The organism is Acinetobacter sp. Ac_5812 (assembly GCF_013072695.1).
Classification (GTDB): Bacteria; Pseudomonadota; Gammaproteobacteria; order Pseudomonadales; family Moraxellaceae; genus Acinetobacter.
On record NZ_LXUK01000015.1, the window covers coordinates 29,224 to 56,075 of the forward strand.

Consider the following 26,852-nt stretch of genomic DNA (forward strand, 5'->3'; position numbering starts at 1 on the left):
CAAATAAAAAAAGGGCCTTCATTGAAGACCCTTTGGAGATAGTTTGTGTTTATAGTTCTTGGCGTTTGTTATGACGTAACGAGAGATACGCGGTGATGCTCAACACCAGTACGATAAAGCCTAATGAGATCCAGATTGGCATGTGGAATACATCGAGCAATAACATTTTTGCACCAATGAACAATAAGATGATGCCCAAACCATACGGTAAGTAATGCATTTTGCTTGCAGCACCTGCCAATAAGAAGAACATCGCACGTAAGCCCAAAATTGCCATTAAGTTTGCGGTTAACACAATGAACGGGTCACTGGTCACGGCGAAAATCGCAGGAATAGAATCCACCGCAAAAATCACATCAGACGCTTCTACCAAGATTAACACCAAGAACAAAGGTGTTGCCCATAACACACCGTTCTGACGAACAAAGAAGTTATTGCCTTCTAGCTGTGGGGTAATCCGCATGTGTTTGCGTAACCATTTCAGCATCTTGATATCTTCGATATTGGTCTCTTCTTCGTCCTGTCCTTTTAGGAACTTAAAGCCTGTGTAGACGAGGAACGCACCGAAGATATACAGCACCCAAGAGAACTCTTGTACGAACCAAGCACCAATAAAGATAAAAATGGTTCTTAAAATGATTGCGCCGAGTACGCCGTAAAGCAGGATTTTACGTTGGAATGCAGGAGGAATCGCAAAAGCCGCAAAAATCATCAGCCAGACAAAGACGTTATCAATTGCTAGCGATTTTTCCAGTAAATAACCCGCAAAGTATTCCATGGTTTTTTGGTTGGCGATGGTTGCGCCAACGGTTTGTTGTAGATACAACCACAAACCACCACCAAAGATCATGGCAACGGTGACCCAGGCAATACTCCAGTAAGCCGCTTGCCTGATGGGTACATCTTGGTTTTGTTTTTGTTTAAAGCCTAAAAAGTCGACCAGTAGCATGACCGTTACGATTCCGAAGAACGCAACGTACAGCCATAAATTACCGATAGTTTCCATCACAACTCCCTATCTGGCAAATGGACATAAAAAAACCTTGACCAGTTGCCAGATGAATTAAATAAAACATCTGTTTCAACATGATCAAGGTCTTGCCTACATCACGATCGTTTGTGATGCTCAGAGTCCGACTTTTTGCAAAGTGTAATGACGAAACTCTGACACCTAAATTGTTCAGTTTTACAACCTAGGCTTGGAGGAGGCTACTCCCCTTGTCAAATTCTGTTATGGATGATGACATCCAAAGATAGGCATAGAATTACATAAATAATCGATTTAAGCAAACTTTGTATGCATAAATTTTAAACATTATTTTTATCTTGGTGAGATAGGAAAATTCCTCAACTTGGATTAATTTAAACTCGAACTGCTTAGTAACGTGATGAGAATAAAAACAGATGAGTCCTGCAAAAATTCAAGATAAATCCCGAAAGGTATTAGCACCGCGTGATCCAACCGAAGCCCACCGAGCCGCGACCCCCCTAGAATTGTTATTTGACCTGATTTTTGTGGTTGCGATTGCAACCGCAGGACAGCAACTCCATCACGCGATTATTGAAGGTCATTTATGGCATGCTTTACCGACCTATGTGATGGTGTTTTTCGCCTTGTGGTGGGCATGGATGAATTTCACTTGGTTTGCCTCCGCCTATGACAATGATGACACGCTGTATCGCTGTTTGACCTTTGTGCAAATTGTTGGCTCATTGGTAATGGCAGCAGGTATCCCCGCAGTTTTTCAAGAACATAATTTCGATGTCATTATCATTGGTTATGTGATTATGCGTTTGGCTTTAGTGACCCAATGGATACGTGTCGCCAAGCATGATTCTGAACGAAGGGTGACAGCCTATCGCTATGCCATTGGTATTGTCTTGGTGCAGTTGGGATGGTTAATTGGTAATTTCAGCGCCATTCATATGACGCCTGTGTTGTTCCTGATTTTGGTTTTGGCTGAGTTAGCAGTACCGCTGTATGCCGAAAAATATGCGGTGACACCTTGGCATCCACACCATATTGTTGAGCGTTATGCCCTACTCACCATCATTGTTTTGGGTGAATCCATCATTGGCAGTTTTGCTGCCACTCAGGAAGCCTTTGCCAATCATGACGTGAACTTCAAAGAAATCTTTTTAGTGATTGGCGGCTTATTGATGATGTTTGCCATGTGGTGGGTCTACTTTGATCGCAGTCATCATCACCATCAACGTCATGGGGTACAGCCTTTTTTATGGGGGTACGGCCATTTTTTTATCTTTATCAGTGTTGCAGTCTTAGGTGCAGCTTTGGCAGCAGCGGTCGATGTTTCAACACATCATGCTCACATTTCTAGTCAAATGATGGGATGGATGATTGCGATTTGCTTGGTGGTTTATAACACCTATATTTGGCTATTTTATGAGACCTCCTATTTGTCGGGATGGGGACGTTGGCTTTATCCAATCACGATTTTGATCCTTTTCTCGATTCCTTTTTTCTTTGCCGATATTGGCTATATGATTTTTGCGATGGCGGTGGTTTATATCCTCCGTCTCATGCTTTCCAAAGCGTACTTGATCAATTGCCATGATCAGCAACAGCTGGCATCAAACAAATAATCAAAGTGTCCCAATATGGAGATGAGCAGACAGGCGAATCAGCAATGCATTCGTCTGTTCTAATTAAAAATTTTCAAAATTTCTGTGCGTAAAAATTGGTGGCGTGGGTTATGTGTGACGTGTTCATGCCAATACATGCCCATGTTGATTTTAGGCAATTCAATCGGCAGTGCATGGATCTTTAAATGCTTCGCATAATGCAGATTTTTCAGAATACTTTGTGGAATTGTTAGCACTGCATTGGGGTATTGGGCCAAAACTTGTAGTGCGGTTGAATAATGTTGGCAACGCAGGAAAATTTGCCGAGACAGTTGTTGTCGATTTAGATAAATATCTTCCAGCAATAAGCCCGTCCGCCGTGATGACACACCAATATGTGGTGAGGATAAATACTGAGATAAATTCATCTCAGACTGCTGGGTACACACCACAAAATGGTCAGCAATCAGGTTTTCAAACTGCAGATGTGCCTGCTGCGGTTGTACCAGATCAATCACAAAATCGATTTGTTGCGCTGAGAGATCAGCCAGCATATTTTTACGATCCAGCTTGGAACTCAAGAACTGAATGTTCAGATTCAATTGGGCAAAATGATGCACCAATTGTGGAAAAATAATCGGTTCGATTTCATCATGAATGGCAATTTTTAGGCTGTGCAGCATACTGGGCACAAAATCATGCTGCGGTACGGCAATCTGTTGAATGCTTAGCAATGCGGTCTGAATCGGCTGATAAATTTGCTCGGCATAAGGCGTTGGCAGCATTTTTTGCCCGCTTCGAACAAATAACTCGTCTCCAAGTTGTGTGCGCAAACGCTGCAAGGCATGACTGACTGCAGATTGGCTGATACACAACAATTGCGCAGCTTTGGAAATGCTCTTTTGTTCAAAAATCGCAATAAACAGCGGATATAAATTGATATCAATACGATGAAAGTGAGCCACTTCCAGTGGGCTGGTATTATGAATCTGATTCATAGTTTTGAATAAAATAAAATCATTTCATTCATAATAAATTTTCGCTTATGGTGATGTAAAGCAGCGAATCAATATTCGCCATATTTTAGATTGAGGGAAATGATGATGTTTGCATTATCTGAACGCGCACAGGATTTTATTGCACGAACGCAAGCCTTTATTCAACAAGAAATAGAACCGATTGAAAAAGCCTTCTGGGATGAAGTCCATCATCTCAATGTCGATGGCGACTGGACGCAATGGCAATGGCCTGACCAACTGGAACAGCTGAAAAGTAAAGCCAAAGCAGCGGGCTTATGGAACATGTTCTTGCCTGATACAGAGCTGGGTGCAGGTCTGTCGGTACAGGAATATGCGCATATCGCGGAACTGACAGGACGCAGTTTGCTCGCCCCGACAGTTTTTAACTGTAATGCGCCTGATAGTGGCAATATGGAAGTGTTATGGCGCTATGGCAGTGAGCAGCAAAAACAACAATGGCTGTACCCCCTGCTTGCTGGCGAAATCCGTTCCGTATTCTGCATGACTGAACCTGCAGTCGCCTCCAGTGATGCCACCAATATGCAAGCCACGGCGGTGATTGAGGGCGATGAGATTGTTTTGAATGGACGCAAATGGTGGTCATCGGGTTTGGGTGATCCCAATGCCAAAGTGATTATTTTCATGGCTTATACCCCCGATCCTAGCAAAGACCGTCATCATCAACATTCGATGGTATTGGTGCCAATCGATACGCAAGGGCTAACAATTGAACGGATGTTGCCAGTCTTTGGCGATTACGATGCCCCGCATGGGCATGGACAAGTCAGTTTTGAGAATGTGCGTGTACCCCTCAGCAGCTTTATTGGCGGTGCAGGACATGGTTTTGAAATCGCACAAGGTCGTTTAGGGCCTGGGCGGATTCACCATTGTATGCGTTGTATTGGCGCAGCTGAAAAAGCATTGGAGCTGATGATTGATCGAGGTATGTCACGTAAAGCCTTTGGTAAAGAAATTCTCAAACTCGGTGGTAATTTAGAGCGTGTTGCAGATGCTCGGGTGCAGATCGATCAAGCGCGCTTATTGACCCTGTACGCCGCTTATAAGATGGATACGCAGGGCAATATGGCGGCATTGACAGAAATCTCAGCGATTAAAGTGGTGGCGCCGAGCGTCTTGCAACATGTGGTCGATATGGCGATCCAGATTCACGGTGGTGAAGGCGTTTCACGCGATACCCCACTGACTGCATTTTTCAATCAAGCGCGTAGTTTACGTTTGGCCGATGGACCTGATGAAGTCCATAAAGGCATGATTGCTAAATTAGAACTGAAAAAACGTGGCTATGCTCGTTGATAAGGAAAATACAACAATGACAATGATTGATATCGGTGGACAGGTTCGCCATGGTGAAGAGCTGGATATTGCAGCGGTTGAAAACTGGTTAAAACACCAAGGTGTAGATCTGCAAGGACAGGTACAAGTGACCCAATATTCAGGGGGCGCATCGAATTGGACCTATCGGCTGCAGTATGACAATGCCGACCTGATCTTGCGTCGCCCACCGAAAGGCACCAAAGCCAAATCAGCGCATGATATGGCGCGTGAATACAATGTGCAGAAGCATCTTACACCGTTCTACCCTGTGCTGCCTGAAATGATTGCACTGTGTCAGGACGACAGCGTGATTGGCTGTGACTTCTATGTCATGAAACGGATCGAGGGCATTATTCCGCGTGCCAATTTACCCAAAGAATTACAGCTGGATGAGTCGCAAGTACAACAGCTGTGTTTGAATGTTCTGGATAAATTGATTGAACTACATCAGGTACCTTATCAAGGGACTGAACTGGAAAAACTGGGTAAAGGTGAAGGCTATTGCCGCCGTCAGGTTGAGGGGTGGGATGCGCGTTACAGTAAAGCACTGACGCCAAATGTACCTGATTTTGCCTTTGTGCGTCAGTGGTTGCTGCAACATATCCCTGCCGATGCAAAAACTTGCGTGATTCATAATGACTGGCGTTTTGATAATGTCATTTTAGATCCACAACAACCGACGCAAGTGATTGGCGTGCTGGATTGGGAAATGGCGACACTCGGTGATCCTTTGATGGATCTGGGCAGCGCCCTCGCTTACTGGATTCAAGAGGATGATGATGCCTTGATGAAATCTAGCCGCCGTCAGCCGACCAATTTAAAAGGCATGCTGACACGGCAACAGGTGGTGGATTACTATCTGGAAAAGACTGGTTTACAGCCTGCCAATTGGGCTTTTTATGAAGTGTTTGGTTTGTTCCGTTTGGCTGTGATTGCTCAACAGATTTATTATCGTTATTACCATCAGCAAACCGATAATCCGGCCTTTAAAGATTTCTGGATCATGATTCATGCCTTACATATTCGGGCTTTAAAACTGATCGCGCAAAACAATCCGCAGGCACGACCATTGATAGCTGAATATGGTGCAAAACTACAGGATATTTTAAAACGATGACCACAATTTATTTGGTACGACATGGGCAGGCATCTTTTGGTGCAGCAAGTTATGACCAGCTTTCAGCCAAAGGTGAACAACAGGCACAGGTTGTCGGTGATTTTTTTAAACAGACCCTGAAGCAAACACCGCTGATTGTGGCAGGTTCGATGCAACGTCATCAGCAGACGGCGCAATTGGCTTTATCACAAAGTTTTCTGGATGCACCGATACAAACAGAATCGGCTTGGAATGAGTTTGATCATCAACAGGTGTTTGCCCAATATGAACCACGTTTTAATCAACCTGAATTGCTGAAACAGGATGTCGATTTGATGGCCAATCCTCGTGCTTATCTGGCCAAAATTTTCGATGGAGCCATCGACCGCTGGATTGGAGAGCAGTATGACCATGAATATCATGAGACTTGGTTAGGCTTTCAATCGCGTGTACAAAGTGCTTTGCACGGTTTGTGTCAGCACATTGATGCCACGCAACCCCGTCAGGCTGTGGTATTTAGTTCTGGTGGTGTGATTTCTGTGGCGGTCGGTCAGGTGTTGGGACTGAATGCCAAACAGATTTTTGCGCTGAATTGGTCGATTGCCAATGCCAGTATCACCACACTGCGCTGGTCAGATGATCGTTTGCAATTACTCAGTTTTAATGAGCATCATTATTTAAAAGCGCGTGATGCTGAACTTTTAACATGGATTTAAAAAAATAGGTGGCAGGCATGGCAAAGACCATTTTAATTACAGGGGCAAGTTCAGGTTTGGGCGCAGGTATGGCGCGTGAATTTGCGGCTAAAGGCTATAATCTGGCGCTTTGCGCACGACGTTTAGAGCGTTTAGAAGCCTTACAGCAAGAGCTGCAAAAGCAGTTTTCGATACAGGTCAAGATTAAAACCCTAGATGTGACCCATTACGATGATGTGTTCACGGTTTTTCATGCCTTTCAGCAAGAATTTGGAACGATTGACCGAATTATTGTCAATGCTGGTGTTGGCGATGGTCGCCGTATTGGTAAGGGGCATTTTGATGTGAACCGTGCTACCGCAGAAACCAACTTTATCTCGGCCTTGGCACAGTGTGAAGCAGCGGTTGAAATCTTTAGAGCGCAAAATAAAGGCCATTTGGTGGTGATTTCATCCATGAGTGCGATGCGTGGTTTACCGAAGCATTTATCGACCTATGCCGCCAGTAAGGCTGCTGTAGCGCATTTGGCAGAAGGGATTCGTGCCGAGTTGCTGCATACCCCAATTAAAGTCTCAACGATTTTCCCAGGTTATATTCGCACTGAGCTGAATGAGGGTGCGAAAAAATTACCCTTTGAAGTGGATGAGAAAACTGGAAGTAAGGCTTTGGTCAAAGCGATTGAGAAAGAACCAGTGAAGGCTTATGTACCGCAGTGGCCGTGGTTGCCAATGGGAATTGCAATGAAGATTTTGCCGTTGAAATTGGTGAATAAATTGAGTTGATTGCCATTTAAAATGGATTGGAGATATCTCGATTTGGCAAGATTTCACAGCCTCGTATAGGCTGAATCATTAACTTGTTTGGGTATAGGCGTTTCCTTACTTTTCAAAGATGAAAAGTAACAAAAATCTTTTGTTGGACTGATGGTATATTCCTATACCACAGTCCAACGGGCGGCATCCATGCCGCCTGCCACGATAGAGAATACCGTGACAAAATTAGATGATGAAAATAAGCTACTGGCTAGATTACGACAAAGCCGTAATCAATTTTTGGTGTAAACCACCAAAGCCGCCATTGGACATGATCACCACAGCATCACCCTCACCTGCTTCATTGACCACACGAGCAATGATTTCATCTAAAGAGCGGCTGACTTCAGCCTTGTTTGCTGATGCTGAGATCACCGGTTGTAAATCCCAATCCAAGCCTTCTGGCTGGTACCAAATCACTTCATCCGCTAAACGAGCAGAATGTGCCAAACCATCTTTGTGGCTGCCCATACGCATGGTGTTAGAACGTGGTTCAATGATCGCCCACAACTTACGTTCGCCTAGACGTTTACGTGCGCCGTCTAGTGTCGTTTCAATCGCAGTTGGGTGATGGGCAAAGTCATCATAGACTTCGATGCCACGCACCGTGCCTAATAGCTCCATACGGCGTTTAACGCCACCGAAGTTGGATAAGGCTTCACAGGCTTGTTCAAGGCTGACACCAACGTGTTGTGCAGCAGCAATGGTCGCTAAGGCATTGGCAACGCTGTGCTGCCCTGTCATATTCCATTTCACTTTACCGACCACCTTGCCGTGCTCAAGCACTTTAAAGTGGCTACCATCAGCACTGATTAACTCAGCAGATAAAGCAGCCTGCTCATTTGGCTCTAGACTGGTACGAATCACTGGCGTCCAGCAGCCTTGCTGCAATACTTCATCAATATTGGTTTCAGTAATTGGCGCAATAATACGACCTTCACTTGGAATAGTACGCACCAGATGATGGAACTGTTTTTGAATTGCAGCCAGATCATCAAAAATATCGGCGTGATCAAATTCGAGGTTGTTGAGAATCGCGGTTTTAGGGTGATAGTGAACGAACTTAGAACGTTTATCGAAGAAGGCAGAGTCATATTCATCCGCTTCGACACAGAAATATTGACCGCCGCCTAGACGTGCACTTTCACTGAAACCCAATGGTACGCCGCCAATCAAGAAACCTGGATTTAAGCCTGCTTGATCAAGCACCCAAGCCAACATGGTGGTGGTGGTGGTTTTACCGTGTGTGCCTGCGACACCGAGCACATGTTTACCTTGGAGCACATGGTCTGCCAAGAATTGTGGACCAGAAATATAAGGCAGGCCTTCGTTCAGCATGTATTCAATCGCATCAATCCCACGTTTCATGGCATTGCCGACGATTACAAGATCAGGATGCGGTTGTAAATGGCTACGGTCATAGCCCTGCATCAATTCAATACCTGCATTTTCCAGTTGAGTCGACATCGGTGGATAAACATTGGCATCTGAACCTGTGACTTTATGTCCTAAATCTCGTGCTAACAGAGCCAAAGACCCCATAAATGTGCCACAAATACCCAAAATATGCAGATGCATAACGCGCCTTCTCCACTGCTTTTCATACAGCACGGTATCGTATGTATGATTGTCGTTATCAATAAAAATCAAACGCAACGATAGCAAGGCTTGCATGGAAAAGATAGTCAAAATTCGTTGTTGTTCTTTACTTATAATGATGCAGATAGATGCTAATATTTCAACAGTTTTACTGGCATGCTACTCCCTATTGTTCAACCCTGATTTGGATAAAAGAACACAATGTTGAGCCCTACTCTTCTCGCCCTATGTTTGTTGATTATTTCTAACTGTTTTATGACTTTGGCATGGTATGGGCATCTGAAGGTTTTGCATGATGCACCGCTCTGGCAGGCAATCTTATTTAGCTGGTGTATTGCGCTGTTGGAATATAGTTTTATGATTCCTGCCACCAAATTGCTGAACCAGCATGGCTGGAGTTTGGGTGAAATGAAAATCACTCAGGAAGTGGTGACGTTAATGGTGTTTGTGCCCTTTATGATTTTTGTGTTTAAACAACCCTTCAAACTCGATTACATCTGGGCGATGCTATGTTTAATGGGTTGTGTCTACTTTGTTTTTAGAAATCAAAGCTAATTTTCCGAAGCGTCAGTTAACGTGTTCTTTTGTTGGGGATGCCTGAAAAAACCGCTATAATATGTGCCAATTTATTCCCTTGTGCTTGGCGTAAGTCGAGATACTTGTCTATTTTTATCATGTTTTGGAAAAGCCAATGAATGCGGTCGCAACAGATAGCCAACCTTTAGTCGGAATTATCATGGGTTCTCAATCAGATTGGGCAACACTTGAACATACCGCTAACATGCTCAAACAGTTGGGTGTTCCTTTTGAAGCTGAAGTGGTTTCTGCGCATCGTACGCCAGATCGTTTATTTGAATATGCTGAAACAGCACGTGATCGCGGTATCCAAGTGATTATTGCTGGTGCTGGTGGTGCTGCACATTTACCGGGAATGTGTGCTGCTAAAACTGATTTACCAGTATTAGGCGTACCGGTTAAATCATCAATTTTGAATGGTGTTGATTCATTGCTTTCGATTGTACAAATGCCAGCAGGTATCGCCGTCGGTACTTTGGCAATTGGTCAGGCTGGTGCGACCAATGCTGCAATTCTGGCGGCACAGATTTTAGGTTTAACCCGTCCAGACATCGCTAAAAATGTGGCTGACTTCCGTACTGCACAAACAGAAAAAGTATCGAGTAATAACATTCCTGGTCATGAATGAGAATAAGCAAAGCAACGCTTTGCTCGAATGCAAGACGAGGACTTTGTCCGAGTAAGAGGATAAGCAAACTTAAAGCATTGCTTTAAGGCTTTGCCCTGAGGAGCGTAAGCTCCGCAAGAAGACGAGTAAGAATGTTGCTTTAAGGATTTGCCCGAGCAAAAGAGTTACAGATATGAATAAAACGATTGGCATTTTTGGTGGTGGGCAGCTAGGCCGCATGATGGCGCAAGCAGCGTTACCACTGAATATTCAATGCACCTTCTTTGAAGCAGAAACAGATTGCCCTGCTGCGATTTTGGGTCCAGTTTTTTCGAGCCAAGCGGCACAGGGATTACAGGATTTTATTGCAAGCGCGGATGTCTTTAGTCTTGAATTCGAAAATACGCCTGTTGCAGATGTGGATGTTTTGACACAAAGCAAAACCTTGCACCCTCCTCGCCTTGCTTTGGCGACTGCACAAAATCGTTTGGCTGAAAAACGTTTGTTTGATGAGTTGAGCATTCCTGTTGCGCCGTATCGCGCTGTGGACAGCTTAGAGAGCTTAAAGCAAGCGGTATCGGATCTTGGATTACCTATTGTCTTAAAAACCGTAACTGGTGGTTATGATGGTAAAGGTCAATTCGTTTTACGTACTGAAGATCAAATTGAGACAGCTTGGGCTGAATTAGGTCCTGCAAAAAGCCTGGTGGCAGAAAGTTTTGTCAAATTCAGTCGCGAAGTATCAATTATTGCGGTACGTGGACAAAATGGTGATGTGAAAACTTGGGCTTTGGCTGAGAATCACCATCATAATGGCATCTTGTCACACTCAATCGTACCTGCTCCAAATAGCGCTGATTTACAGCCTGTTGCGCAAGACTATATTACCCGATTGCTGAAGCACTTAGATTATGTGGGTGTGCTCACACTTGAACTATTTGTCACAGAACAAGGTTTATGTGCCAATGAAATGGCGTGTCGTGTGCATAATTCAGGTCACTGGTCGATTGAAGGTGCGATTTGCTCGCAATTTGAAAACCATATCCGTGCAGTTGCAGGCTTACCATTGGGTGCAACTGAAGTGATTCGCCCAAGTGTGATGATCAATATTATTGGTCAGCATCCCAAGTCAGAAGATGTTTTAGCACTGAATGGCGCGCATTTACACCTCTATAATAAGTCTGAGCGTACCGGCCGTAAGCTGGGACACATTACTTTGATGCCAAATCATTCAGATGATTTAACCGGTTTATGCCGCCAATTGGCAAAAATATTACCTGTTCCATTGGCATTAACTGATGATATGAGCATCTAAACTTATCCACAATACCTAAAAAAAGCGATCTTTGGATCGCTTTTTTTGTTTCACACGCTTTTTAAATTTAAAAATAGAGTAATGGTTTGTTGTGGATAACTTGTTTTTGATATTTTGAATTTAAAAGAGTGGCTGTTGTTTGAATTTAAATGGCAGTGGATAAGTATTTATAGGTTTTAAATTCAAAATGAGCGTATTGTTTTAAATTTAAAGTTGCGTGATGGTTGGCTTTTAAATTTAAATTATTGAGCTGTGGATATCTGTTTTCTCTATAATTATTTTATAAAAAATATAGGTTTGTGGTCTTTTTATGATTCTATTTTGAACAATCGCTCGTTTATATATGGGAAAATGAATTTAAAAGTGGATAAGTTTTTAAATTTAAAAGGCTGTGTTATCCAATGGTGGTGCTTTTGAATTTAAATAAGTCATGTTGATAACTTTTAAATTTAAAATAAAGCCTGAGTTGTGAATTTAAAAACAGAGTTTTAAATTTAAAACTTGCCAAAATGAATTTAAAGTTACGTTTCCAAACTATACATCTTCATATAGCGTGTTAAGGTGGAGAGGAAATTTAAATTCAAAAGTTTTGGTTCAGTCATGAAACGTCATTTTTCTTTTTTTCTAGGCACTGCCTTATTTACTTTTTTCAATCAGGCGCATGCCGAGCTTGTGATTAACGGTGCAACGGTTTCGACACCCACCACAACAGCGGCTGTTGCCAGTAGTAATTATACGCCAAATTCCAATTTTCAGGGCTGTATTGCCAATTTGCGTTCACAGGCAATTGCATCAGGTGTATCAGGTGCAACCTATGATCGTTATACACAAAATTTAACGCCTGATTATTCGGTGATTGATAAATTAAACTATCAACCTGAATTTTCGACCCCGATTTGGGATTATTTGTCTGGCCTTGTGGATAACGAACGAGTACAAGCAGGACAGCAAAAACTGACTCAACATCGTGCAGTCTTAAACCGCGTTGAGCAGGCCTATGGTGTACCTGCAGAAACAGTAGTTGCCGTTTGGGGTGTCGAAAGTAATTATGGTGATATTTCGGGTAAATATCCTTTATTACAGGCATTGGGTACTTTGAGCTGTGAAGGTCGTCGTCAAAGTTATTTCCGTGGTGAGTTTTTTGCCACTATGCGTATTTTGCAACGTGGTGATTTAACCCAAGATCAATTGTATGGTTCATGGGCTGGTGCTTTTGGTCATACTCAGTTTATGCCATCAACGTATGAGCGCTTAGCCGTAGATTTCGATGGAGACGGTCGCCGTGATTTGGTTTCAAGTACCACGGATGCTTTAGCTTCAACAGCTAATTTCCTAAAACGAGCAGGATGGCAAACCGGTATGCCATGGGGCTTTGAGGTTAAAATCCCGCAAGGCATGTCAATTTCTGGTGAAAGCCGTCGGAATAAGAAAGCACTGAACAGTTGGATTGCGCAAGGGGTCACTCGAGCGGATGGCACTGCGTTGATTCAAGGTAATTTATCTGGCAGTACGCCAGCGGGACTGATTTCACCTGCGGGTGCCAATGGTCCATTATTTCTGGTATTTAAAAACTTCGATGCAATTTATAGCTATAACGCGGCTGAAAGTTATGGTTTAGCAATTGCACACCTATCTGATCGTTTAAGTGGTGGCACGCCATTTTTAACCGCTTGGCCGACCGATGATGCAGGGACATCCCGTGCAGAACGTCGTGAAATTCAACAGTTTTTAGTACAGCGTGGCTATGATATTGGTGCAGTCGATGGGTTGATTGGCGATAAAAGTCGCCAGGCCATTCGCCAAGAACAGAGCCGTCTCGGTTTAAACCAGACTGGACGTGCTGGGCAGCAGATTTTACGTGCGTTCCGTCAGGAACAGGCCAAGCAAATGATGAAATAAATTTGAACTCGATAATTAAAAAAGGTCTGCCCAACGGCAGACCTTTTTTAATTAAGGGGCAGCATCTAATTTAACGGCTTCTAAAATATCAAAAATGACAGCTGTGACATCTTGGCTTAAATCACGATCATTAAAGATTTCATAAGCGGTAATCGTGACATCGGTATCACTTGGTAATTGTTTTTGTTCTTCTTCAATCAAGTGCTCGATGGGCAATAGTGTTTGTTTGATTTCAAGATGCAATACTTCATCATAAGCAAGATTTTCTTCTTCAAGCTCTAACTCTTGCTCATTGAAATAAGGAATTAAGATAGCATGGAGATAAGGGCTAATATCTTGAATATTCAAGAGTTCGATATCACGAGTCTGTTCAATCGTACTGATGTGGTCGTTCACTTCAATTAAGATATGATAATAACTCATGCTGATCTCCATTAAGGCTAAGATGATGTTTTATCATCACAATAACATGAATAAATCAAAACAATCGACCCATTCTTGTTATTGCTTAGCAGATCATCTTATATTTACCTATGATGTTCGATTAATCCGCTAAACCTAATAGCTTTAGATCAGTCTCAGTCAGTTGAAAATCTTTTGCATCCTGATCTTTAATTCGTGGATACATCAAAGACCTTGGATCACGGGTATGCTTTAGACCCAAAGCATGACCAAATTCGTGTGCTAAGGTTAAACGTAAGTCATCAGTTGATGAAAATTCATAAATAAAAATCTGTTTTCCATCAAATTGACCTTTGTGTAGCACTTCAGGCTTAAAAGTCTCATTAAACTCATTTACAGAAGCACTTAACTGTTGATAGACTTGTTTCGATTTTTCAGCCTTTTCCTGACTTTGCTGGACTTTATGATTGTATTCAGTAATTTTTGCCTGTAATTTCTGAGCTTGTTGCTGCAACTGTTGTTGCTGTTTTTGCAGTGCAGTGAACAATGCTTTATTGCTGTTGTCTGCCTTATATTGCGCTAAGCCTTGCTGATATTGTTGGGCCTGATTTTCGTAGGCTTTCTTTTGTCGTTCAAGTTGAGCATTGCTTTCTGCTAAATCAGCATTGGTTCTCTGTAATTTTTCATTTCTATTCAACCAATTCTGTTGTTCTTGCTCAAGTTGACTCAAACTTTCAGCACGTTTCATGCTACGAATTTGACGTTGGTCAAAAACCAGATTAATCACAAAATCTGCGTCAGGATCATACACAAAATATTTTTGACCCGTGTTCTTTTCCCAAATTGCAGCAGCTTGTTTACTTAAGTCGATCATTTGTTGTTGATCGATGTTCAAACGCGGGTCAAGTTCAGCAATACGATAGCGTAAAGGTTGCTCTGTGTTATAGCGAACTTGCGACTGTGCTGGAGCAGTCGAGCTAATTTTAGCAAAAGTCGAGACTGGGGCTAGCAAGGTAAAACATGCAGCCATAAGGAGAGATAAAAGACGCATAATAGGAGATAAAGCTTGAAAGAGGTCACATTTTAGTCAAAAAAAATCAGTAGTCAAATTGATGGAAGAGAGTTCAATCTATGAGTTTTAACGATATTTCCGGAAAATGAATAAAAATACATTTGTAGACATATTGGTAAAAAATCGTGCAAAAAAAACAGGGTTTGTTTATTAAATGATCTAAAACCAATGTGAGAACAACTGTTTATTTTTTATTTTTAATGCATTAAATCTTTAATAGCTGATCAAATTAAGCTGCAAAAATATTTTTTACATCTAAAAAAAATACATTCTATTTCACATAAAATATTTATTTATTTGTACAAAAACTATACTTAGAGTCTAGTCAATGTTAATTCTTGTAAAGAAAAACCTGCTGTTGCTATCAATAAATGGCTTTTACAAGGTCTTTATCTGAATCGGTGAGTGCAAATTGCTGCAGGTTTTGTTTTTGGATGACAGGGTACATCAGTGAACTTGGATCATTGGTATGTTCTAAGCCAAGCGCATGCCCAAACTCGTGAGCCAGGGTGAAACGGAGGTCATTGATTGAAGAAAATTCATAAATCAGAATCTGTTTGCCGTTGAAATGGCCTTTATGGAATAAGTGGGGCTGAAACACTTGATTAAATTGACTTGCTGTCGCAACCAGTTGTTGATTGTTCTGATTTAAACTCTGGATACGTTGATTGAGTTGTTGGGTACGTTGATTGTGTTCTTGAACTTCCTGCTGTAGTGCCAAAGACTGTTGTTGTAATGCTTTTTGTCTTTGTGAAAATTGTTGTGCCAAGTCTTTGGAACTGGAACGGCTTTGATTGAAGCGCTGTACTTCTGCATTATAGTGTTGGAATTGGGCAGCGAGTTGAGCCTGTTTAGTGGCAATCAAAGCGGTCGTTTTTTGGATTTCATCTTTGGCCTGTTTTAATTGTTGATTCAGCGTTTCCCATTGCTTTTGCTGCTGTTTCAGTTGATCCAAGCCTTGTAGTCGCTCAGCACTGCGTTGTTGACGCTCATCAAAGACTAAATGAATGCTAAATTCGGCTTGCGGGTCATAAATGAAATTTTGTTGTCCTGTTTCTTGTTCCCATAGTGTGGCAGCTTGTTGGGTCAACTCAAGTACTTGTTGCTGGCTTAAATTAAAGCGTGGATCAATGTCTGCGATACGATAATGCACGATTTTTTTTGGGCTTGCGTGTTGGTGTGTATCCAGTGAATGGGTATTGCTTTGCGCATTGCTGAATTGAGATATGCCCATGCTTAAACAAGCGATCAAACATGCTAGAGAATGAACTCGCATTGTGAAATCTCCCCAAAATAAAAACTTATTTTTGATCATTATTTTGTGGGCGTCAAAATGCTATGTAGTTAATAAATAAAATGAAAAAGTGTGATTTTTTTCTAATAAATAAAAAAATGAATCGAATGATTTACACAATCAAAAAATGATGTTTTTGTTGTTTTTTTAAGCATAAGTCAAAAAATATCAACAGATTAAATCAACAGTCGTAAAAGTTTTAAGGGACAATGCAAAAAAACCGACCTATTGTTAACTTTTGTAAATTTTTTCTGAAAGCGGCAAGTTTTTGACTTTTCAGTGAATAATTGTTTGATTGTGACATTTATAGTCCATCCAGTTTTGAGTTATTTTGGAGATATCCGAGCTCGACAGGGATAAAGACTATCTTGTCTGTAATAGCGCATGATCGGCTTGAGTCAGACGAAAATGAGCAGCATTTTGTTCTTTCATGATTGGATACATCAGGGCTTGAGCATCCTCAGCGTGGGCTAAGCCCAATGCATGGCCGAACTCATGTGCGATGGTTAAACGTAAGTCATCTGCTGATTCAAACTCGTAAATTAATATTTGTTTGCCATTAAATAAGCCCTTATGAAATAAATGCGGCTTAAAGCGTTGCTTATATTGGCTGACAGAGGCATTGAGCTGCTGGTCTAAAGCATTGAGTTCATCAACTTGCTGATTTAACTGCATGATTCTCTGATTATATTGAGCAATTTCTTGTTGCAATGTTTGCACATTTTGCTCTAAATCCCGCTGCCGTTGCTGAAAATATTCTGGGTTGGCAAAAGAACTGGGATGTTGTCGTGCATTTTGTTGTTCTTGATTATAGTGTTGGATTTGCTGATTCAGTTGTTGCTGTTTTAAGTCGAGAAGTTGTTTACTGTGCAGGATTTCCTGTTCAATCTGATCAAGCTGCCGCTTTTTTTCTACCCAGTGTTGTTGATTCAATTCAAGTTGGCTGAGGTGTTCTCGGCGTTGTTCGCTTTCCATTTGACGCTCATCATAAATCAGGTGAATCGCGAGTTGAGCATTGGGATCATAGACAAAATAATCCTGCCCAGTACCATCTTTCCAGATTTGTGTCGCTTGCTGGCTAATGGTTTTGACTTGCTCGATACTGAGTTTAAAACGAGGGTCAACTTCGGCAATACGATAGCGTAGGCGTGTATCCAGTGGACTGGCGATACGGTCTGTCAGCGAGTTAAATTTAAGCTGAGGGTGTTGACGGGTTTGATAGCCTGACCAAAGCAGAAATAGCACCAATACAACAAGGAGGATGAATTTCATTCGTTATTTTTGGAAAATAGAGGTTGATATAGGCTGGGTAGCACTAAAATTCCCCAGATCAGCGTAGAGAGAATATTGCCTAACTCATAAAAAATAGCGCCAAACCCAGAGATGAATGTTGAAGAATAGCTTGGTAACAGATAAATAAGTAACAGTGGGAAAAAACTATAGACGTAAAGCTTTCTCGCCCATTGTTTAAATAAAAGTAAGCCGATGAATACAATAACAAAACCAAACATAAGTATGCTTGAGATGACAAGTTCCCAGTTCTGAGGATCTCTTGATATGAGTTCGCTAATCGCAATGGAGGTTTGATTGTAAGCATCAAATATTGAGCTTATGAGAAAACTAAGTAGTGAAAATATAAGAACTAATCTAAATCTAGTTTTGCTAATGACAGAATCTGTTTTCATCTTTAATCTAGGTATCATTTTTTTAATACTTGGGATTATACCGAAAATAATTTCATGTGTATCAAGCCAATATTATTGTATTCAACTCGATTTGGCTAAGGTTTAGGTTTAGTATTTTATATGGGACTCACTCATACACTGGTCATATAGTGGGTGAGACAATTCATTCTGACAATTAAAATAAAATGCAAAGGAATATGCATGCTGAAATATCTACTCAAAGCGCCTGAGGCTGCATGGGCGGTGGCTTCGCCTGCAACAGCAAAGGCAGAAAATTTAAAAATTAAATATCTGGGGACCGCAGGGTTTATCCTGTCTGATAATAATCGAACCTTGGTGCTTGATCCTTTTATTAGCCGCCCAAGTCTTTGGCAGACCTTTACTCAACCTTTATCTAGCGATCCAGTATTGGTCAAACACTATATCCCTGATGCGGATGAGGTACTGATTGGCCATGCACATTATGACCATATTCTGGATGCTGCAGAAGTGTGTAAACAAACAGGTGCTCGCTTGATTGGTTCAGAAGCCAGTGTGATGTATGGACGCTCAGCAGGTTTAGCTGAGCAACAGATGTATGAGACAAAGGGTAGGGAAGTGATTTGCTGCGGGAATTGGCAAGTGATTGGCTTACCTTCAATTCATGGCAAGGCCTTGTTTGGTCGTGTTCCATTGCCAGGAGATATGACTGCACCACCACCATATCCACCGAAGTTTCATCAGTTGCGACATGGTTTGGTTTTGAATTGGTGGATTGATACAGGACAACTGCGCGTTGTTCACATTGATTCCGCCGATTTTATCGAGCAAGAGTTACAGGGCAAACAAGCTGATATTGTGTGTTTATGTGCAATCGGACGCAAATATCGTCCAAACTATGTCAAAGATGTGGTGCGACTACTGAAACCGAAATACATTATTCCATGTCATTGGGATAGCATGGTGACGCCGATTGGTGACGTTCCTCAGTTGTTGCCAGGGGTGAATATTCCTGAGTTTATTGAAGAAATAAAAGCATGTGGTGTAATACCTTTGTTTATGCCAATTTTGGGCGAACTTTATTTTGAGCAAAATGATTCATCTTAAAATATAAAAAAACCGCGCTTTCGCGCGGTCTTTTTTTAAAGAGACAAATTATTTTTTGTCGTCTTTTACTTCAGTGAACTCAGCATCTACAACGCCATCGTCCGCTTTTTGTTGTTGACCCGCAGCATCACCTTGGAATGCATTTGGATCAAAACCTTCTGCGCCGCCAGCACCTTGTGCTTGTTCATAAGCACGTTGAGTGATTGGCATCAAGATGTTTTGTAAAGCTTCAGTTTTCGCTTTGATGTCTTCAACATCATTTTCTTTCGTTGCTGCTTCAAGCTCAGAAACCGCAGTTGTGATCGCAGTTTTTTCATCTTCAGTAACTTTGTCACCAAGATCTTTGACTGCTTTCGTCGAGCTAGAAACGAGCGCATCTGCTTCGTTACGTGCTTTTGCTAACTCTTCAAACTTACGATCTTCTTCAGCATTCGCTTCAGCATCTTTAATCATTGCTTCGATTTCAGCATCAGACAAACCTGAGTTTGCTTTAATCTGGATCGATTGCTCTTTACCTGTGCTCTTATCTTTAGCCGATACTTTCAAGATACCATCAGCGTTGATGTCGAACGATACTTCAATTTGCGGTACACCACGTGGAGCAGGTGGGATATCGCCTAACTGGAAGTTACCCAACAATTTGTTTTGCTGAGCCATTTTACGTTCACCTTGGAACACTGAAATGTCTACAGCAGGTTGGTTGTCAGCAGCAGTAGAGAATACTTGAGATTTCTTCGCAGGAATCGTCGTGTTTTTCTCAATAATCGCTGTTAATACGCCACCCATGGTTTCAATACCAAGTGTTAACGGGGTTACGTCTAATAAAAGTACATCAGTTTTGTCACCAGACAATACCGCACCTTGAATCGCTGCACCAATCGCAACCGCTTCGTCAGGGTTCACGTCTTTACGTGGCTCTTTACCGAAGAATTCTTGTACTTTTTGTTGTACAAGTGGCATACGAGACTGACCGCCCACCAAGATCACATCAGAGATGTCAGACGTCGAAAGACCCGCATCTTTAAGTGCAATACGGCAAGGCTCGATGGTACGAGCAACTAAGTCAGCAACCAAACCTTCAAGTTTTGCACGAGTTACGTTGATCACTAAGTGTTTAGGACCAGTCGCATCAGCAGTGATGTATGGAAGGTTGATTTCAGTTGCATTTGAAGAAGAAAGCTCGATTTTTGCTTTTTCAGCAGCTTCTTTCAAACGTTGTAACGCAAGTGGATCATTTTTCAAGTTCACACTTTGTTCTTTCTTGAATTCTTCAACCAAGAATTCAATTAATGCGTTATCAAAGTCTTCACCACCAAGGAAAGTATCACCATTGGTTGATAACACTTCGATTTGTTGGTCGCCATCAAGGTCAGCGATTTCAATGATTGATACGTCAAATGTACCACCACCTAAGTCGTAAACCGCGATTTTACGATCGCCTTCTTTTTTATCCATACCGAACGCAAGTGCCGCAGCAGTTGGTTCGTTAATGATACGTTTAACATCAAGACCTGCAATTTTACCTGCATCTTTAGTCGCTTGACGTTGTGCATCGTTAAAGTAAGCAGGAACAGTAATTACTGCTTCAGTTACTGTTTCACCTAAATAATCTTCTGCAGTTTTCTTCATCTTTTTCAAGATTTCAGCAGAGATCTGTTGAGGCGCTAATTTTTTATCGTTTACTTCAACCCAAGCATCGCCATTGTCTGCTTTGATGATTTTGTAAGGTACAAGACCAATGTCTTTTTGTACCGCTTGATCTTCGTAGCGACGACCGATTAAACGCTTGATTGCGAATAATGTATTTTTCGGGTTGGTTACCGCTTGACGTTTCGCGCTTTGACCAACAAGGATCTCGCCATCTTTATATGCAATGATCGATGGAGTTGTACGCGTACCTTCTGCATTTTCGATTACTTTTACTTTATCGCCTTCAAGTACAGCAACACATGAGTTGGTAGTACCTAAGTCAATACCAATAATTTTTGCCATTGTTTGTGTTCCTCTAAAATTTTTTGAATCCCCTAATTTCCCCGTTGGTAAAGGGGAGTTAAAAGGGGATTTGCTTGTTATTCGATATGAGAGTCAATTGGTATTTTTCAAGCATTTTTATGAAAAAAAATCAAAAAACTCTCAGATTTGTACACTTTTGAGCAAATAAACGCTTTGCTCACGTAGATTATTGACCCACCATCACCATCGCTGGGCGAAGTAAACGACCATTTAAGGTATAGCCTTTCTGTAAAACAGTGCCAATTTGATTGGCTTTGGCATTCGGGTCGATTCCCACCGCTTGGTGTAAATCAGCATTGAAACCATTTTGGGTATCTGCTTCAACAACACCAAATTTTTCTAGTGTGGTGAGGAGTGATTTTAAAGTAAGCTTAATTCCTTCAAGTACAGGTGTTTGTTCTTCACCCGCAGCTTGAATTGCACGTTCTAGGTTATCGACAGAATCCAATAATTCTTTCGCAAATTTTTCCAGCACAGTCTCTTTATGTTTTTCTGACTCACGTTGAATGCGTTCAACACTCTTTTGTGCTTCATAAACAGCATTGGCTGTACGTGCTTTTTCGAGTTTTAAGCTTTCTTCGAGTTTAGTGATTTGAGCTTGTAAATCTTCAACGCTAAGCTCGTTTGCTTGCTCTACATCTTCAGCTTGAGTTTGTTCAGTTTGTTGCTCATTTTGAATGTCTTGAGCTTGCTCATTGTGCTCATTAGCCATTGATGATCTCCGTTGAAAAAAGTTCTTAAACATGTACAGTCCTTCTGGCGTTAATGCTCATAGGGTTAAACCCGAACTGCCACATCTTGGTCATTCATAGATAGGGATGAAGTATGGGCAACACGACAAAATTCAAGCGTTCAGGTCGATTTAAATCTTTTAATTTTGCTGATTTAAGTAAAAATTTAAGTTTTCAATCACAAAAGCAATAAATTCTTGGGTGATTTTTGGTAAATGTTGTCTGGATGCATAAACCAAAGATAAGGTGAGATCGGGTGCCGAAAAATCGGTAAACACCTGTTGCAAACGTTGTTGAGCTATATCTTTACGCACCAGCAACGTTGGCAGCATCGCAATACCTTGTGCTTTAAGACACATCTGATAAAGCGCAATCACATCATTGCTTTTAAACGTAACATTTAAAGGGTAGTTCTGGGGTTGCTGATCTGTATCAAATAAGGTCCAGTATTGGTTATGTGTGTGATGGGCTATGCATTCATGTTGAATGAGTTGACTGGGATGTAACAGGGGAGTGTGGTCTTGTAAGTAATGTGGGTGTGCGCAAAAGGTGGATTCAATTTGACAGACTGGACGGGCAATCAGTCCATCTGCGACTTTCTGGGTAATGCGTAGTGCCAGATCAACATGAGCATCCATCAGGTCGACGGTATTTTCTGTTAAATAGACATCAAAATGAATCTGTGGGTAGCGTTTTTTAAATTGCTTAATACATTCATTCACGCCAAGCTGAAATAAAAATAAGCCACAGGTAAAGCGGATAGTGCCGCTGTGCTGTTCTGGCGCGGCTAAGCCTTCTAAGAGTTGTTGCTGTTGTAAAATATTTTCGCAATAGACCAACGCTTTTTCACCCGCAGGGGTGAGCGATACCTTACGGGTATTGCGTTGAAACAGACGTGTCGAAAAAGTTTGTTCGAGATGGTCTAAGTAACGGGACACCATCGCTTTAGAATAATCGAGATGTTCAGCAGCTTTGCTGAGATTACCTTGATGCGCAATACAAACAAAGACTTGGATCGCTTTTAATGTGTCCATCGTTATTATCATTGTTGCAAGATATGCAACATTTTATCTTAGTTTAGAGTGTTTATTCAGCAATAATTGCAATTTAAAGTGTTCCTTATCAAATTGGAGACGATAAGATGAATACCAAACCTTATATTATTGCTTTATCAACTTTGGCAGCAACATCTGCTGCTTTCGCACAAGATTTAAAAATCCAAAACTTTTTGGCTCAACCTGAACACTTTGGTGTGACTTCGAGCTTAATTGAAGGGGATAAAGAAGTGCTATTGGTGAATGCGCAATTTTCTAAATCAGAAGCATTGCGTATTGCGGCCGATATCTTAGATAGCGGTAAAACCTTAAAAACTATTTTTGTCAGCTATGGTGATCCAGACTTCTATTTTGGTCTAGATGTATTTAAACAGTACTTCCCGAATGTACAGGTGATTGCGACCCCTGAAACAGTGAAACATATTCAGGACACCCAAGCACTGAAAGTTGCATATTGGGGACCTAAAATGGGTGCCAATGCCCCGAGCAAGATTATTGTTCCACAAGCTTATACGGCTAAAACCTTAAAATTAGAAAATGAAAATATCGAAATTAAAGGTAAGAAAGAACTCACTTATTTATGGATTCCGAGTGCCAAAGCTGTTGTCGGTGGTATTCCTGTGTCATCGGGGATTCATCTGTGGACTGCGGATACCCCAACAGCCAAAGATCGTGCAGAAGTGGTACAGACTTTAGAGAGTATTAAAGCCTTAAATCCACAAGTGGTGGTGCCTGCACATATGAAATTAGGTGCAGCGGAAGGTCTTGATGCGGTGAATTTCTCGATTGACTATTTAAAGCAATATGAGAAAGCGGTAAAAGCCAGCAAAAACTCAGCTGAATTAATTGGAATTATGCAAAAACAGTATCCAACTTTAGGTGAGTCGAGCAGTTTAGAGTTGGGTGCCAAAGTGGTGAAAGGTGAGATGCAATGGCCTTAAACCAAGCTAAATAAATGGAAAAACCGTGATCAGAAGTCACGGTTTTTTATGTCTGCTACATTTATTTTTAATTAAAATTACGCAATTGTAATCTTTTAAGCAGATTGTACGATGTTTCTATGAATTATAAAAAAATAAGATAATCGCTTTTTAACTGAAAAAATAAAACTAAAAACCGTGAAATTACTTTAACTCTAATGCTTTAGCGATTTTGAATGTTTTTTTTAATATGTGAAATATGAAAAGAGTTGATTTAAGAAAAATTGCAAAATAGAGCGGCTTACATAACAAACTGCAACTAATCCGCATCACGTCCGAGAAAAAAATTGTGAATCATAGGCATCGCAAAGACAACTTTGCTTTTTGTCATAATGAAAGGAAATACGAAATGAAAAAGTTAGCATTGATTTCTGCGGTTGTAGCCGGTGTTGCATTAACAGCTGTAGGTTGCTCAACTCAAGGTGGTTTAGATGCATCTGGCTCAGCTCAAACAACAGGTGCAAGCCCAGCAGGCGTACAAGGTGGTGTTGGTGTGCAAGGTGGTTCATCAGTTGATGTTCAATCTGGTGGCGCTTCTGCGGATGTATCAGGTTCAGTTTCTGGTTCAGCAGGTACGACTGCTCAATAATTTTTTAGAATGAAGTTGGCTTCACATAAGATTGAACACACGATGCCGCATGCAATCTTACTCATGTACTGCTATACATTGCGCGAAGTTAACTGAATTCATAAAACTGACACTTTTAGAGTGCTATAAACTAGAACGAATTTATTCGTTCTAGTTTTATCGTTTTAACAATCTCATGTTAAAACAGCACTTAATTGACATAAAAAATAGCTGTGAATAAGCACTATGGATAATGACTTTTTGATAGTAGCCCTTTAGCGTACGACATATTTTTCAAATCTTGAACTTGATCTAAGACTTTAGAAAAGCATATAGTCGAAGACAACAAGAATTATGGACAGAGCGAAGAAGGGGACAGAAGTGACAGCATTACCTCAAAAAATTCAAACAATTTTAGACAAAGGGCAAGGCCCTGCTGCACGAGCGCTAGATAAGCTCCCCAAAATTGTACAAGAGTCTCTCGCTAAGCTTCTCGCTTATCCACACCAATATCCAGATTTAGATTCTTTTACTAAATGTCTGATGGCTGTCCAAATTAAACAAGGGCACATTGGCTTTATTGGTGATGATCCAATTGAGTCCCGCCGTCAGTTTGATGCGCAAATGTTGGCAATCATCAATAAACCAACATCGATTGACTCGGTTGAGGATATTCGTCTCCCTTTGCAAAGTGGTACGGTCTTTGCCAGACATTATCATCCTGCACCGAATAAGAAATTGCCGATCATTGTGTTCTATCACGGTGGTGGTTTTGTCGTGGGTGGTCTGGATACCCATGACGAAGCTTGTCGTCTGATTGCCAAATATGCAAAAGTACAGGTCTTAAGTATTGATTATCCATTAGCACCAGAAGCATCGCCACAACTGTTGATCAAATCATGTGAAGATGCACTGGCGTGGGTATATCAAAATCGCCGTCAATTGAAAATCTATAAGAATCGTATTGCGGTTGCAGGTGATAGTGCAGGGGGCAATATTGGTACTGTGGTTGCACAGCACTCTGTTGGTAAAGCCTATGCACCACAAGCACAATTATTGATTTATCCCGTGGTTGACTTCAAAAGCCGCCATCCTTCGTTCTATGCCTATGGAGAGGGTTTAGTGTTGACCAGTAAAGATGTGGATTATGTGACGGACTATTATGCAACACAGCATGATGTTGCATTAGATGATCCGTTAATCTCACCAACTTATGGCAGTCTTAGAAAGTTAGCACCTGCTTATGTGATTACTGCTGGTCATGACCTACTTCATGATGAGGGTGCAATCTATAGCCATAAGCTGAGACAAAACGGGGTTAAAGTCCAATATGTTGATTACCCAGATCAGACGCATGGCTTTATTAACCTCACGCCAGTCTCAAGTAAGGCCAAACGCAATACCATTGAAGTTGCCAAGAACTTTAGAAAATTTTGGGATAAACATAGTTAATAAAGTCCGAGCCGATGTTTCACGTGAAACATCGGTTTTTTGTTTTAAAGATAACAAATAGAAATAGCAAAATAGAATCAGCAAAACTAAGATGAGCGTTCACAACAAATCAATGATCAAGCCGAGAAAAGCAATGATGAAAAAGTTGTTCATGACAACAGGTTTAATTTTGGCAAGCAGCCATTTATTTGCAAATACCATGGTTGATATGAAAACCAGTATGGGCAACATCGAAATTGAACTTTTTGATGATAAAGCACCTGTGTCGGCAAAAAACTTTGAAAGCTATGTAAAAAGCAACTTCTATACAGGCACGATCTTCCATCGTGTGATTCCTGGCTTTATGGTGCAGGGCGGTGGTTTAGATGCCAATATGATTGAGAAGGCAACCAAAGCACCAATCGTGAATGAGTCTGGGAATGGTTTGAAGAACGCACGCGGTACTTTAGCAATGGCACGTACCAGTAATCCGAATTCTGCAAGCAGCCAATTCTTTATTAATGTCGCAGATAATAACTTCTTAAATAAGTCACCGATGGATGCGGGTTACGCCGTATTTGGTAAAGTAACTAAAGGTATGGATATTGTCGATAAGATCGTAAATGTGCCAACGGCAAACTACGGAATGCATCAAAATGTACCGAAACAACCCATTAAAATTATCAGTGTACAGATAAAGAACAGTAAGTAAAAAACAAAGCAGAAATGTGTATAAAATATTTCTGCTTTAATTTTATATGCTTACGAGAATTATGCTGCTTTGTTATACATATTGGTGTGTAAAAAAAGAACACTTGATAAAACAAGGATTTAAAAAGACTTGCACACTAAAAAAAATCTCCTATAATGCACTCATCCCGACGCGATGAAGCAAAAATAACTTAGCTTTACTGGTTAAGTTGTTGAATATTTATTGCGTTGATTTGCCACTGACGAGGTGGTAAAAAGATCATTAATAGAATAGAAGAACAACTTGTG

The 26,852-nt window shown here is 41.2% G+C and carries 25 protein-coding genes; 14 read left to right on the forward strand and 11 right to left on the reverse strand.

Annotated features, from left to right (window positions below):
• Positions 1–49 precede the first annotated feature (49 nt).
• Entirely contained in the window at positions 50–1,006 is a 957-nt protein-coding gene (locus A7P55_RS12080) for a TerC family protein (protein WP_171552284.1), read from the reverse strand.
• A 398-nt stretch (positions 1,007–1,404) separates the two neighbouring features.
• Here A7P55_RS12080 and A7P55_RS12085 point away from each other — a divergent pair, with 398 nt between their 5' ends.
• Positions 1,405–2,604: a low temperature requirement protein A gene (locus tag A7P55_RS12085; protein ID WP_171552285.1), complete on the forward strand. Its 1,200-nt coding sequence runs from the start codon at positions 1,405–1,407 to the stop codon at positions 2,602–2,604.
• Positions 2,605–2,663: 59 nt separating this feature from the next.
• On the opposite strand, the gene A7P55_RS12090 is transcribed toward A7P55_RS12085, so the two are convergent.
• Positions 2,664–3,581, reverse strand: a complete 918-nt coding sequence (locus A7P55_RS12090; protein WP_171552286.1) for a LysR family transcriptional regulator — start codon at positions 3,579–3,581, stop codon at positions 2,664–2,666.
• Between the two features lie 105 nt (positions 3,582–3,686).
• Between A7P55_RS12090 and A7P55_RS12095 the strand changes: the two genes are divergently transcribed.
• The 4 genes from A7P55_RS12095 to A7P55_RS12110 are packed head-to-tail and all read left to right on the forward strand — an operon-like array spanning position 3,687 to position 7,510.
• The gene (locus A7P55_RS12095) at positions 3,687–4,916 is read left to right on the forward strand and encodes an acyl-CoA dehydrogenase family protein (RefSeq protein WP_171552287.1); all 1,230 of its coding nucleotides are present in this window, start codon (positions 3,687–3,689) and stop codon (positions 4,914–4,916) included.
• A gap of 16 nt (positions 4,917–4,932) precedes the next feature.
• A complete protein-coding gene (locus A7P55_RS12100) occupies positions 4,933–6,054 on the forward strand; it encodes a phosphotransferase family protein (protein WP_171552288.1) in 1,122 nt (373 codons plus the stop codon).
• Positions 6,051–6,749: a histidine phosphatase family protein gene (locus tag A7P55_RS12105; protein WP_171552289.1), complete on the forward strand. Its 699-nt coding sequence runs from the start codon at positions 6,051–6,053 to the stop codon at positions 6,747–6,749. The genes A7P55_RS12100 and A7P55_RS12105 overlap by 4 nt, the downstream gene beginning before the upstream one ends.
• A gap of 17 nt (positions 6,750–6,766) precedes the next feature.
• The gene (locus A7P55_RS12110; protein ID WP_171552290.1) at positions 6,767–7,510 is read left to right on the forward strand and encodes an SDR family oxidoreductase; all 744 of its coding nucleotides are present in this window, start codon (positions 6,767–6,769) and stop codon (positions 7,508–7,510) included.
• Positions 7,511–7,756: 246 nt separating this feature from the next.
• Here A7P55_RS12110 and mpl read toward each other — a convergent pair whose 3' ends face one another.
• Positions 7,757–9,118, reverse strand: coding sequence for a UDP-N-acetylmuramate:L-alanyl-gamma-D-glutamyl-meso-diaminopimelate ligase (mpl, locus tag A7P55_RS12115; RefSeq protein WP_171552291.1), 1,362 nt, complete (start codon positions 9,116–9,118; stop codon positions 7,757–7,759).
• A gap of 222 nt (positions 9,119–9,340) precedes the next feature.
• Here mpl and A7P55_RS12120 point away from each other — a divergent pair, with 222 nt between their 5' ends.
• The 4 genes from A7P55_RS12120 (at position 9,341) to A7P55_RS12135 (ending at position 13,536) form a co-directional block, all read left to right on the forward strand.
• Positions 9,341–9,694 (forward strand): DMT family protein, encoded by a 354-nt coding sequence (locus A7P55_RS12120; RefSeq protein ID WP_171552292.1) that lies wholly within the window; start codon positions 9,341–9,343, stop codon positions 9,692–9,694.
• A 136-nt stretch (positions 9,695–9,830) separates the two neighbouring features.
• Positions 9,831–10,343 (forward strand): 5-(carboxyamino)imidazole ribonucleotide mutase, encoded by a 513-nt coding sequence (gene purE, locus A7P55_RS12125; protein ID WP_005290665.1) that lies wholly within the window; start codon positions 9,831–9,833, stop codon positions 10,341–10,343.
• A gap of 172 nt (positions 10,344–10,515) precedes the next feature.
• The gene (locus A7P55_RS12130) at positions 10,516–11,637 is read left to right on the forward strand and encodes a 5-(carboxyamino)imidazole ribonucleotide synthase (RefSeq protein WP_171552293.1); all 1,122 of its coding nucleotides are present in this window, start codon (positions 10,516–10,518) and stop codon (positions 11,635–11,637) included.
• A gap of 600 nt (positions 11,638–12,237) precedes the next feature.
• Positions 12,238–13,536: a lytic murein transglycosylase gene (locus tag A7P55_RS12135; protein ID WP_216078041.1), complete on the forward strand. Its 1,299-nt coding sequence runs from the start codon at positions 12,238–12,240 to the stop codon at positions 13,534–13,536.
• A 51-nt stretch (positions 13,537–13,587) separates the two neighbouring features.
• On the opposite strand, the gene A7P55_RS12140 is transcribed toward A7P55_RS12135, so the two are convergent.
• The 5 genes from A7P55_RS12140 to A7P55_RS22620 form a co-directional block, all read right to left on the reverse strand.
• Positions 13,588–13,971 carry a hypothetical protein gene (locus A7P55_RS12140; RefSeq protein WP_171552294.1) on the reverse strand — a complete coding sequence of 128 codons (384 nt, stop codon included), beginning with the start codon at positions 13,969–13,971 and terminating at the stop codon, positions 13,588–13,590.
• A gap of 109 nt (positions 13,972–14,080) precedes the next feature.
• Positions 14,081–14,989, reverse strand: a complete 909-nt coding sequence (locus A7P55_RS12145; RefSeq protein ID WP_171552295.1) for a matrixin family metalloprotease — start codon at positions 14,987–14,989, stop codon at positions 14,081–14,083.
• Between the two features lie 385 nt (positions 14,990–15,374).
• Positions 15,375–16,286, reverse strand: coding sequence for a matrixin family metalloprotease (locus tag A7P55_RS22475; RefSeq protein ID WP_216078042.1), 912 nt, complete (start codon positions 16,284–16,286; stop codon positions 15,375–15,377).
• A 381-nt stretch (positions 16,287–16,667) separates the two neighbouring features.
• On the reverse strand, positions 16,668–17,576 hold the full coding sequence (locus tag A7P55_RS12155) for a matrixin family metalloprotease (RefSeq protein ID WP_171552297.1): 909 nt from the start codon (positions 17,574–17,576) through the stop codon (positions 16,668–16,670).
• Complete coding sequence (locus A7P55_RS22620; protein ID WP_252727858.1) at positions 17,573–17,989, reverse strand: hypothetical protein; 417 nt, start codon at positions 17,987–17,989, stop codon at positions 17,573–17,575. Before A7P55_RS22620 ends, A7P55_RS12155 begins: the two co-directional genes overlap by 4 nt.
• 201 nt (positions 17,990–18,190) lie before the next feature.
• Here A7P55_RS22620 and A7P55_RS12160 point away from each other — a divergent pair, with 201 nt between their 5' ends.
• A complete protein-coding gene (locus A7P55_RS12160; protein ID WP_171552298.1) occupies positions 18,191–19,075 on the forward strand; it encodes an MBL fold metallo-hydrolase in 885 nt (294 codons plus the stop codon).
• Positions 19,076–19,123: 48 nt separating this feature from the next.
• Here A7P55_RS12160 and dnaK read toward each other — a convergent pair whose 3' ends face one another.
• From dnaK to A7P55_RS12175, 3 genes are all read right to left on the reverse strand, one after another.
• The gene (gene dnaK, locus A7P55_RS12165; RefSeq protein ID WP_171552299.1) at positions 19,124–21,067 is read right to left on the reverse strand and encodes a molecular chaperone DnaK; all 1,944 of its coding nucleotides are present in this window, start codon (positions 21,065–21,067) and stop codon (positions 19,124–19,126) included.
• A gap of 187 nt (positions 21,068–21,254) precedes the next feature.
• Positions 21,255–21,800, reverse strand: coding sequence for a nucleotide exchange factor GrpE (grpE, locus tag A7P55_RS12170; protein WP_171552301.1), 546 nt, complete (start codon positions 21,798–21,800; stop codon positions 21,255–21,257).
• Positions 21,801–21,959: 159 nt separating this feature from the next.
• Positions 21,960–22,853, reverse strand: a complete 894-nt coding sequence (locus tag A7P55_RS12175; RefSeq protein ID WP_033134259.1) for a LysR family transcriptional regulator — start codon at positions 22,851–22,853, stop codon at positions 21,960–21,962.
• Positions 22,854–22,960: 107 nt separating this feature from the next.
• Here A7P55_RS12175 and A7P55_RS12180 point away from each other — a divergent pair, with 107 nt between their 5' ends.
• The 4 genes from A7P55_RS12180 to A7P55_RS12195 all read left to right on the forward strand — a co-directional run bounded on the left by A7P55_RS12180 (position 22,961) and on the right by A7P55_RS12195 (position 26,565).
• Positions 22,961–23,815: an MBL fold metallo-hydrolase gene (locus A7P55_RS12180; protein WP_171552302.1), complete on the forward strand. Its 855-nt coding sequence runs from the start codon at positions 22,961–22,963 to the stop codon at positions 23,813–23,815.
• Positions 23,816–24,203: 388 nt separating this feature from the next.
• Positions 24,204–24,443, forward strand: coding sequence for a hypothetical protein (locus A7P55_RS12185; RefSeq protein WP_005201819.1), 240 nt, complete (start codon positions 24,204–24,206; stop codon positions 24,441–24,443).
• A gap of 360 nt (positions 24,444–24,803) precedes the next feature.
• Positions 24,804–25,874 carry an alpha/beta hydrolase gene (locus A7P55_RS12190; RefSeq protein ID WP_354667322.1) on the forward strand — a complete coding sequence of 357 codons (1,071 nt, stop codon included), beginning with the start codon at positions 24,804–24,806 and terminating at the stop codon, positions 25,872–25,874.
• A gap of 133 nt (positions 25,875–26,007) precedes the next feature.
• Positions 26,008–26,565: a peptidylprolyl isomerase gene (locus tag A7P55_RS12195; protein ID WP_171552305.1), complete on the forward strand. Its 558-nt coding sequence runs from the start codon at positions 26,008–26,010 to the stop codon at positions 26,563–26,565.
• Positions 26,566–26,852: the final 287 nt, after the last annotated feature.

Bases quoted from the DNA above. Each gene is read 5' to 3' on its own strand.
- A7P55_RS22620 (WP_252727858.1), bottom strand. From the start codon at position 17,989: ATGAAAACAGATTCTGTCATTAGCAAAACTAGATTTAGATTAGTTCTT.
- A7P55_RS12130 (WP_171552293.1), top strand. From the start codon at position 10,516: ATGAATAAAACGATTGGCATTTTTGGTGGTGGGCAGCTAGGCCGCATG.
- A7P55_RS12100 (WP_171552288.1), top strand. From the start codon at position 4,933: ATGACAATGATTGATATCGGTGGACAGGTTCGCCATGGTGAAGAGCTG.
- A7P55_RS12090 (WP_171552286.1), bottom strand. From the start codon at position 3,581: ATGAATCAGATTCATAATACCAGCCCACTGGAAGTGGCTCACTTTCAT.
- A7P55_RS12095 (WP_171552287.1), top strand. From the start codon at position 3,687: ATGTTTGCATTATCTGAACGCGCACAGGATTTTATTGCACGAACGCAA.
- mpl (WP_171552291.1), bottom strand. From the start codon at position 9,118: ATGCATCTGCATATTTTGGGTATTTGTGGCACATTTATGGGGTCTTTG.
- A7P55_RS12175 (WP_033134259.1), bottom strand. From the start codon at position 22,853: ATGGACACATTAAAAGCGATCCAAGTCTTTGTTTGTATTGCGCATCAA.
- purE (WP_005290665.1), top strand. From the start codon at position 9,831: ATGAATGCGGTCGCAACAGATAGCCAACCTTTAGTCGGAATTATCATG.
- A7P55_RS12120 (WP_171552292.1), top strand. From the start codon at position 9,341: ATGTTGAGCCCTACTCTTCTCGCCCTATGTTTGTTGATTATTTCTAAC.
- dnaK (WP_171552299.1), bottom strand. From the start codon at position 21,067: ATGGCAAAAATTATTGGTATTGACTTAGGTACTACCAACTCATGTGTT.
- A7P55_RS12160 (WP_171552298.1), top strand. From the start codon at position 18,191: ATGCTGAAATATCTACTCAAAGCGCCTGAGGCTGCATGGGCGGTGGCT.
- A7P55_RS12145 (WP_171552295.1), bottom strand. From the start codon at position 14,989: ATGCGTCTTTTATCTCTCCTTATGGCTGCATGTTTTACCTTGCTAGCC.
- grpE (WP_171552301.1), bottom strand. From the start codon at position 21,800: ATGGCTAATGAGCACAATGAGCAAGCTCAAGACATTCAAAATGAGCAA.
- A7P55_RS12180 (WP_171552302.1), top strand. From the start codon at position 22,961: ATGAATACCAAACCTTATATTATTGCTTTATCAACTTTGGCAGCAACA.
- A7P55_RS12080 (WP_171552284.1), bottom strand. From the start codon at position 1,006: ATGGAAACTATCGGTAATTTATGGCTGTACGTTGCGTTCTTCGGAATC.
- A7P55_RS22475 (WP_216078042.1), bottom strand. From the start codon at position 16,286: ATGCGAGTTCATTCTCTAGCATGTTTGATCGCTTGTTTAAGCATGGGC.
- A7P55_RS12140 (WP_171552294.1), bottom strand. From the start codon at position 13,971: ATGGAGATCAGCATGAGTTATTATCATATCTTAATTGAAGTGAACGAC.
- A7P55_RS12185 (WP_005201819.1), top strand. From the start codon at position 24,204: ATGAAAAAGTTAGCATTGATTTCTGCGGTTGTAGCCGGTGTTGCATTA.
- A7P55_RS12105 (WP_171552289.1), top strand. From the start codon at position 6,051: ATGACCACAATTTATTTGGTACGACATGGGCAGGCATCTTTTGGTGCA.
- A7P55_RS12195 (WP_171552305.1), top strand. From the start codon at position 26,008: ATGATGAAAAAGTTGTTCATGACAACAGGTTTAATTTTGGCAAGCAGC.
- A7P55_RS12155 (WP_171552297.1), bottom strand. From the start codon at position 17,576: ATGAAATTCATCCTCCTTGTTGTATTGGTGCTATTTCTGCTTTGGTCA.
- A7P55_RS12135 (WP_216078041.1), top strand. From the start codon at position 12,238: ATGAAACGTCATTTTTCTTTTTTTCTAGGCACTGCCTTATTTACTTTT.
- A7P55_RS12085 (WP_171552285.1), top strand. From the start codon at position 1,405: ATGAGTCCTGCAAAAATTCAAGATAAATCCCGAAAGGTATTAGCACCG.
- A7P55_RS12110 (WP_171552290.1), top strand. From the start codon at position 6,767: ATGGCAAAGACCATTTTAATTACAGGGGCAAGTTCAGGTTTGGGCGCA.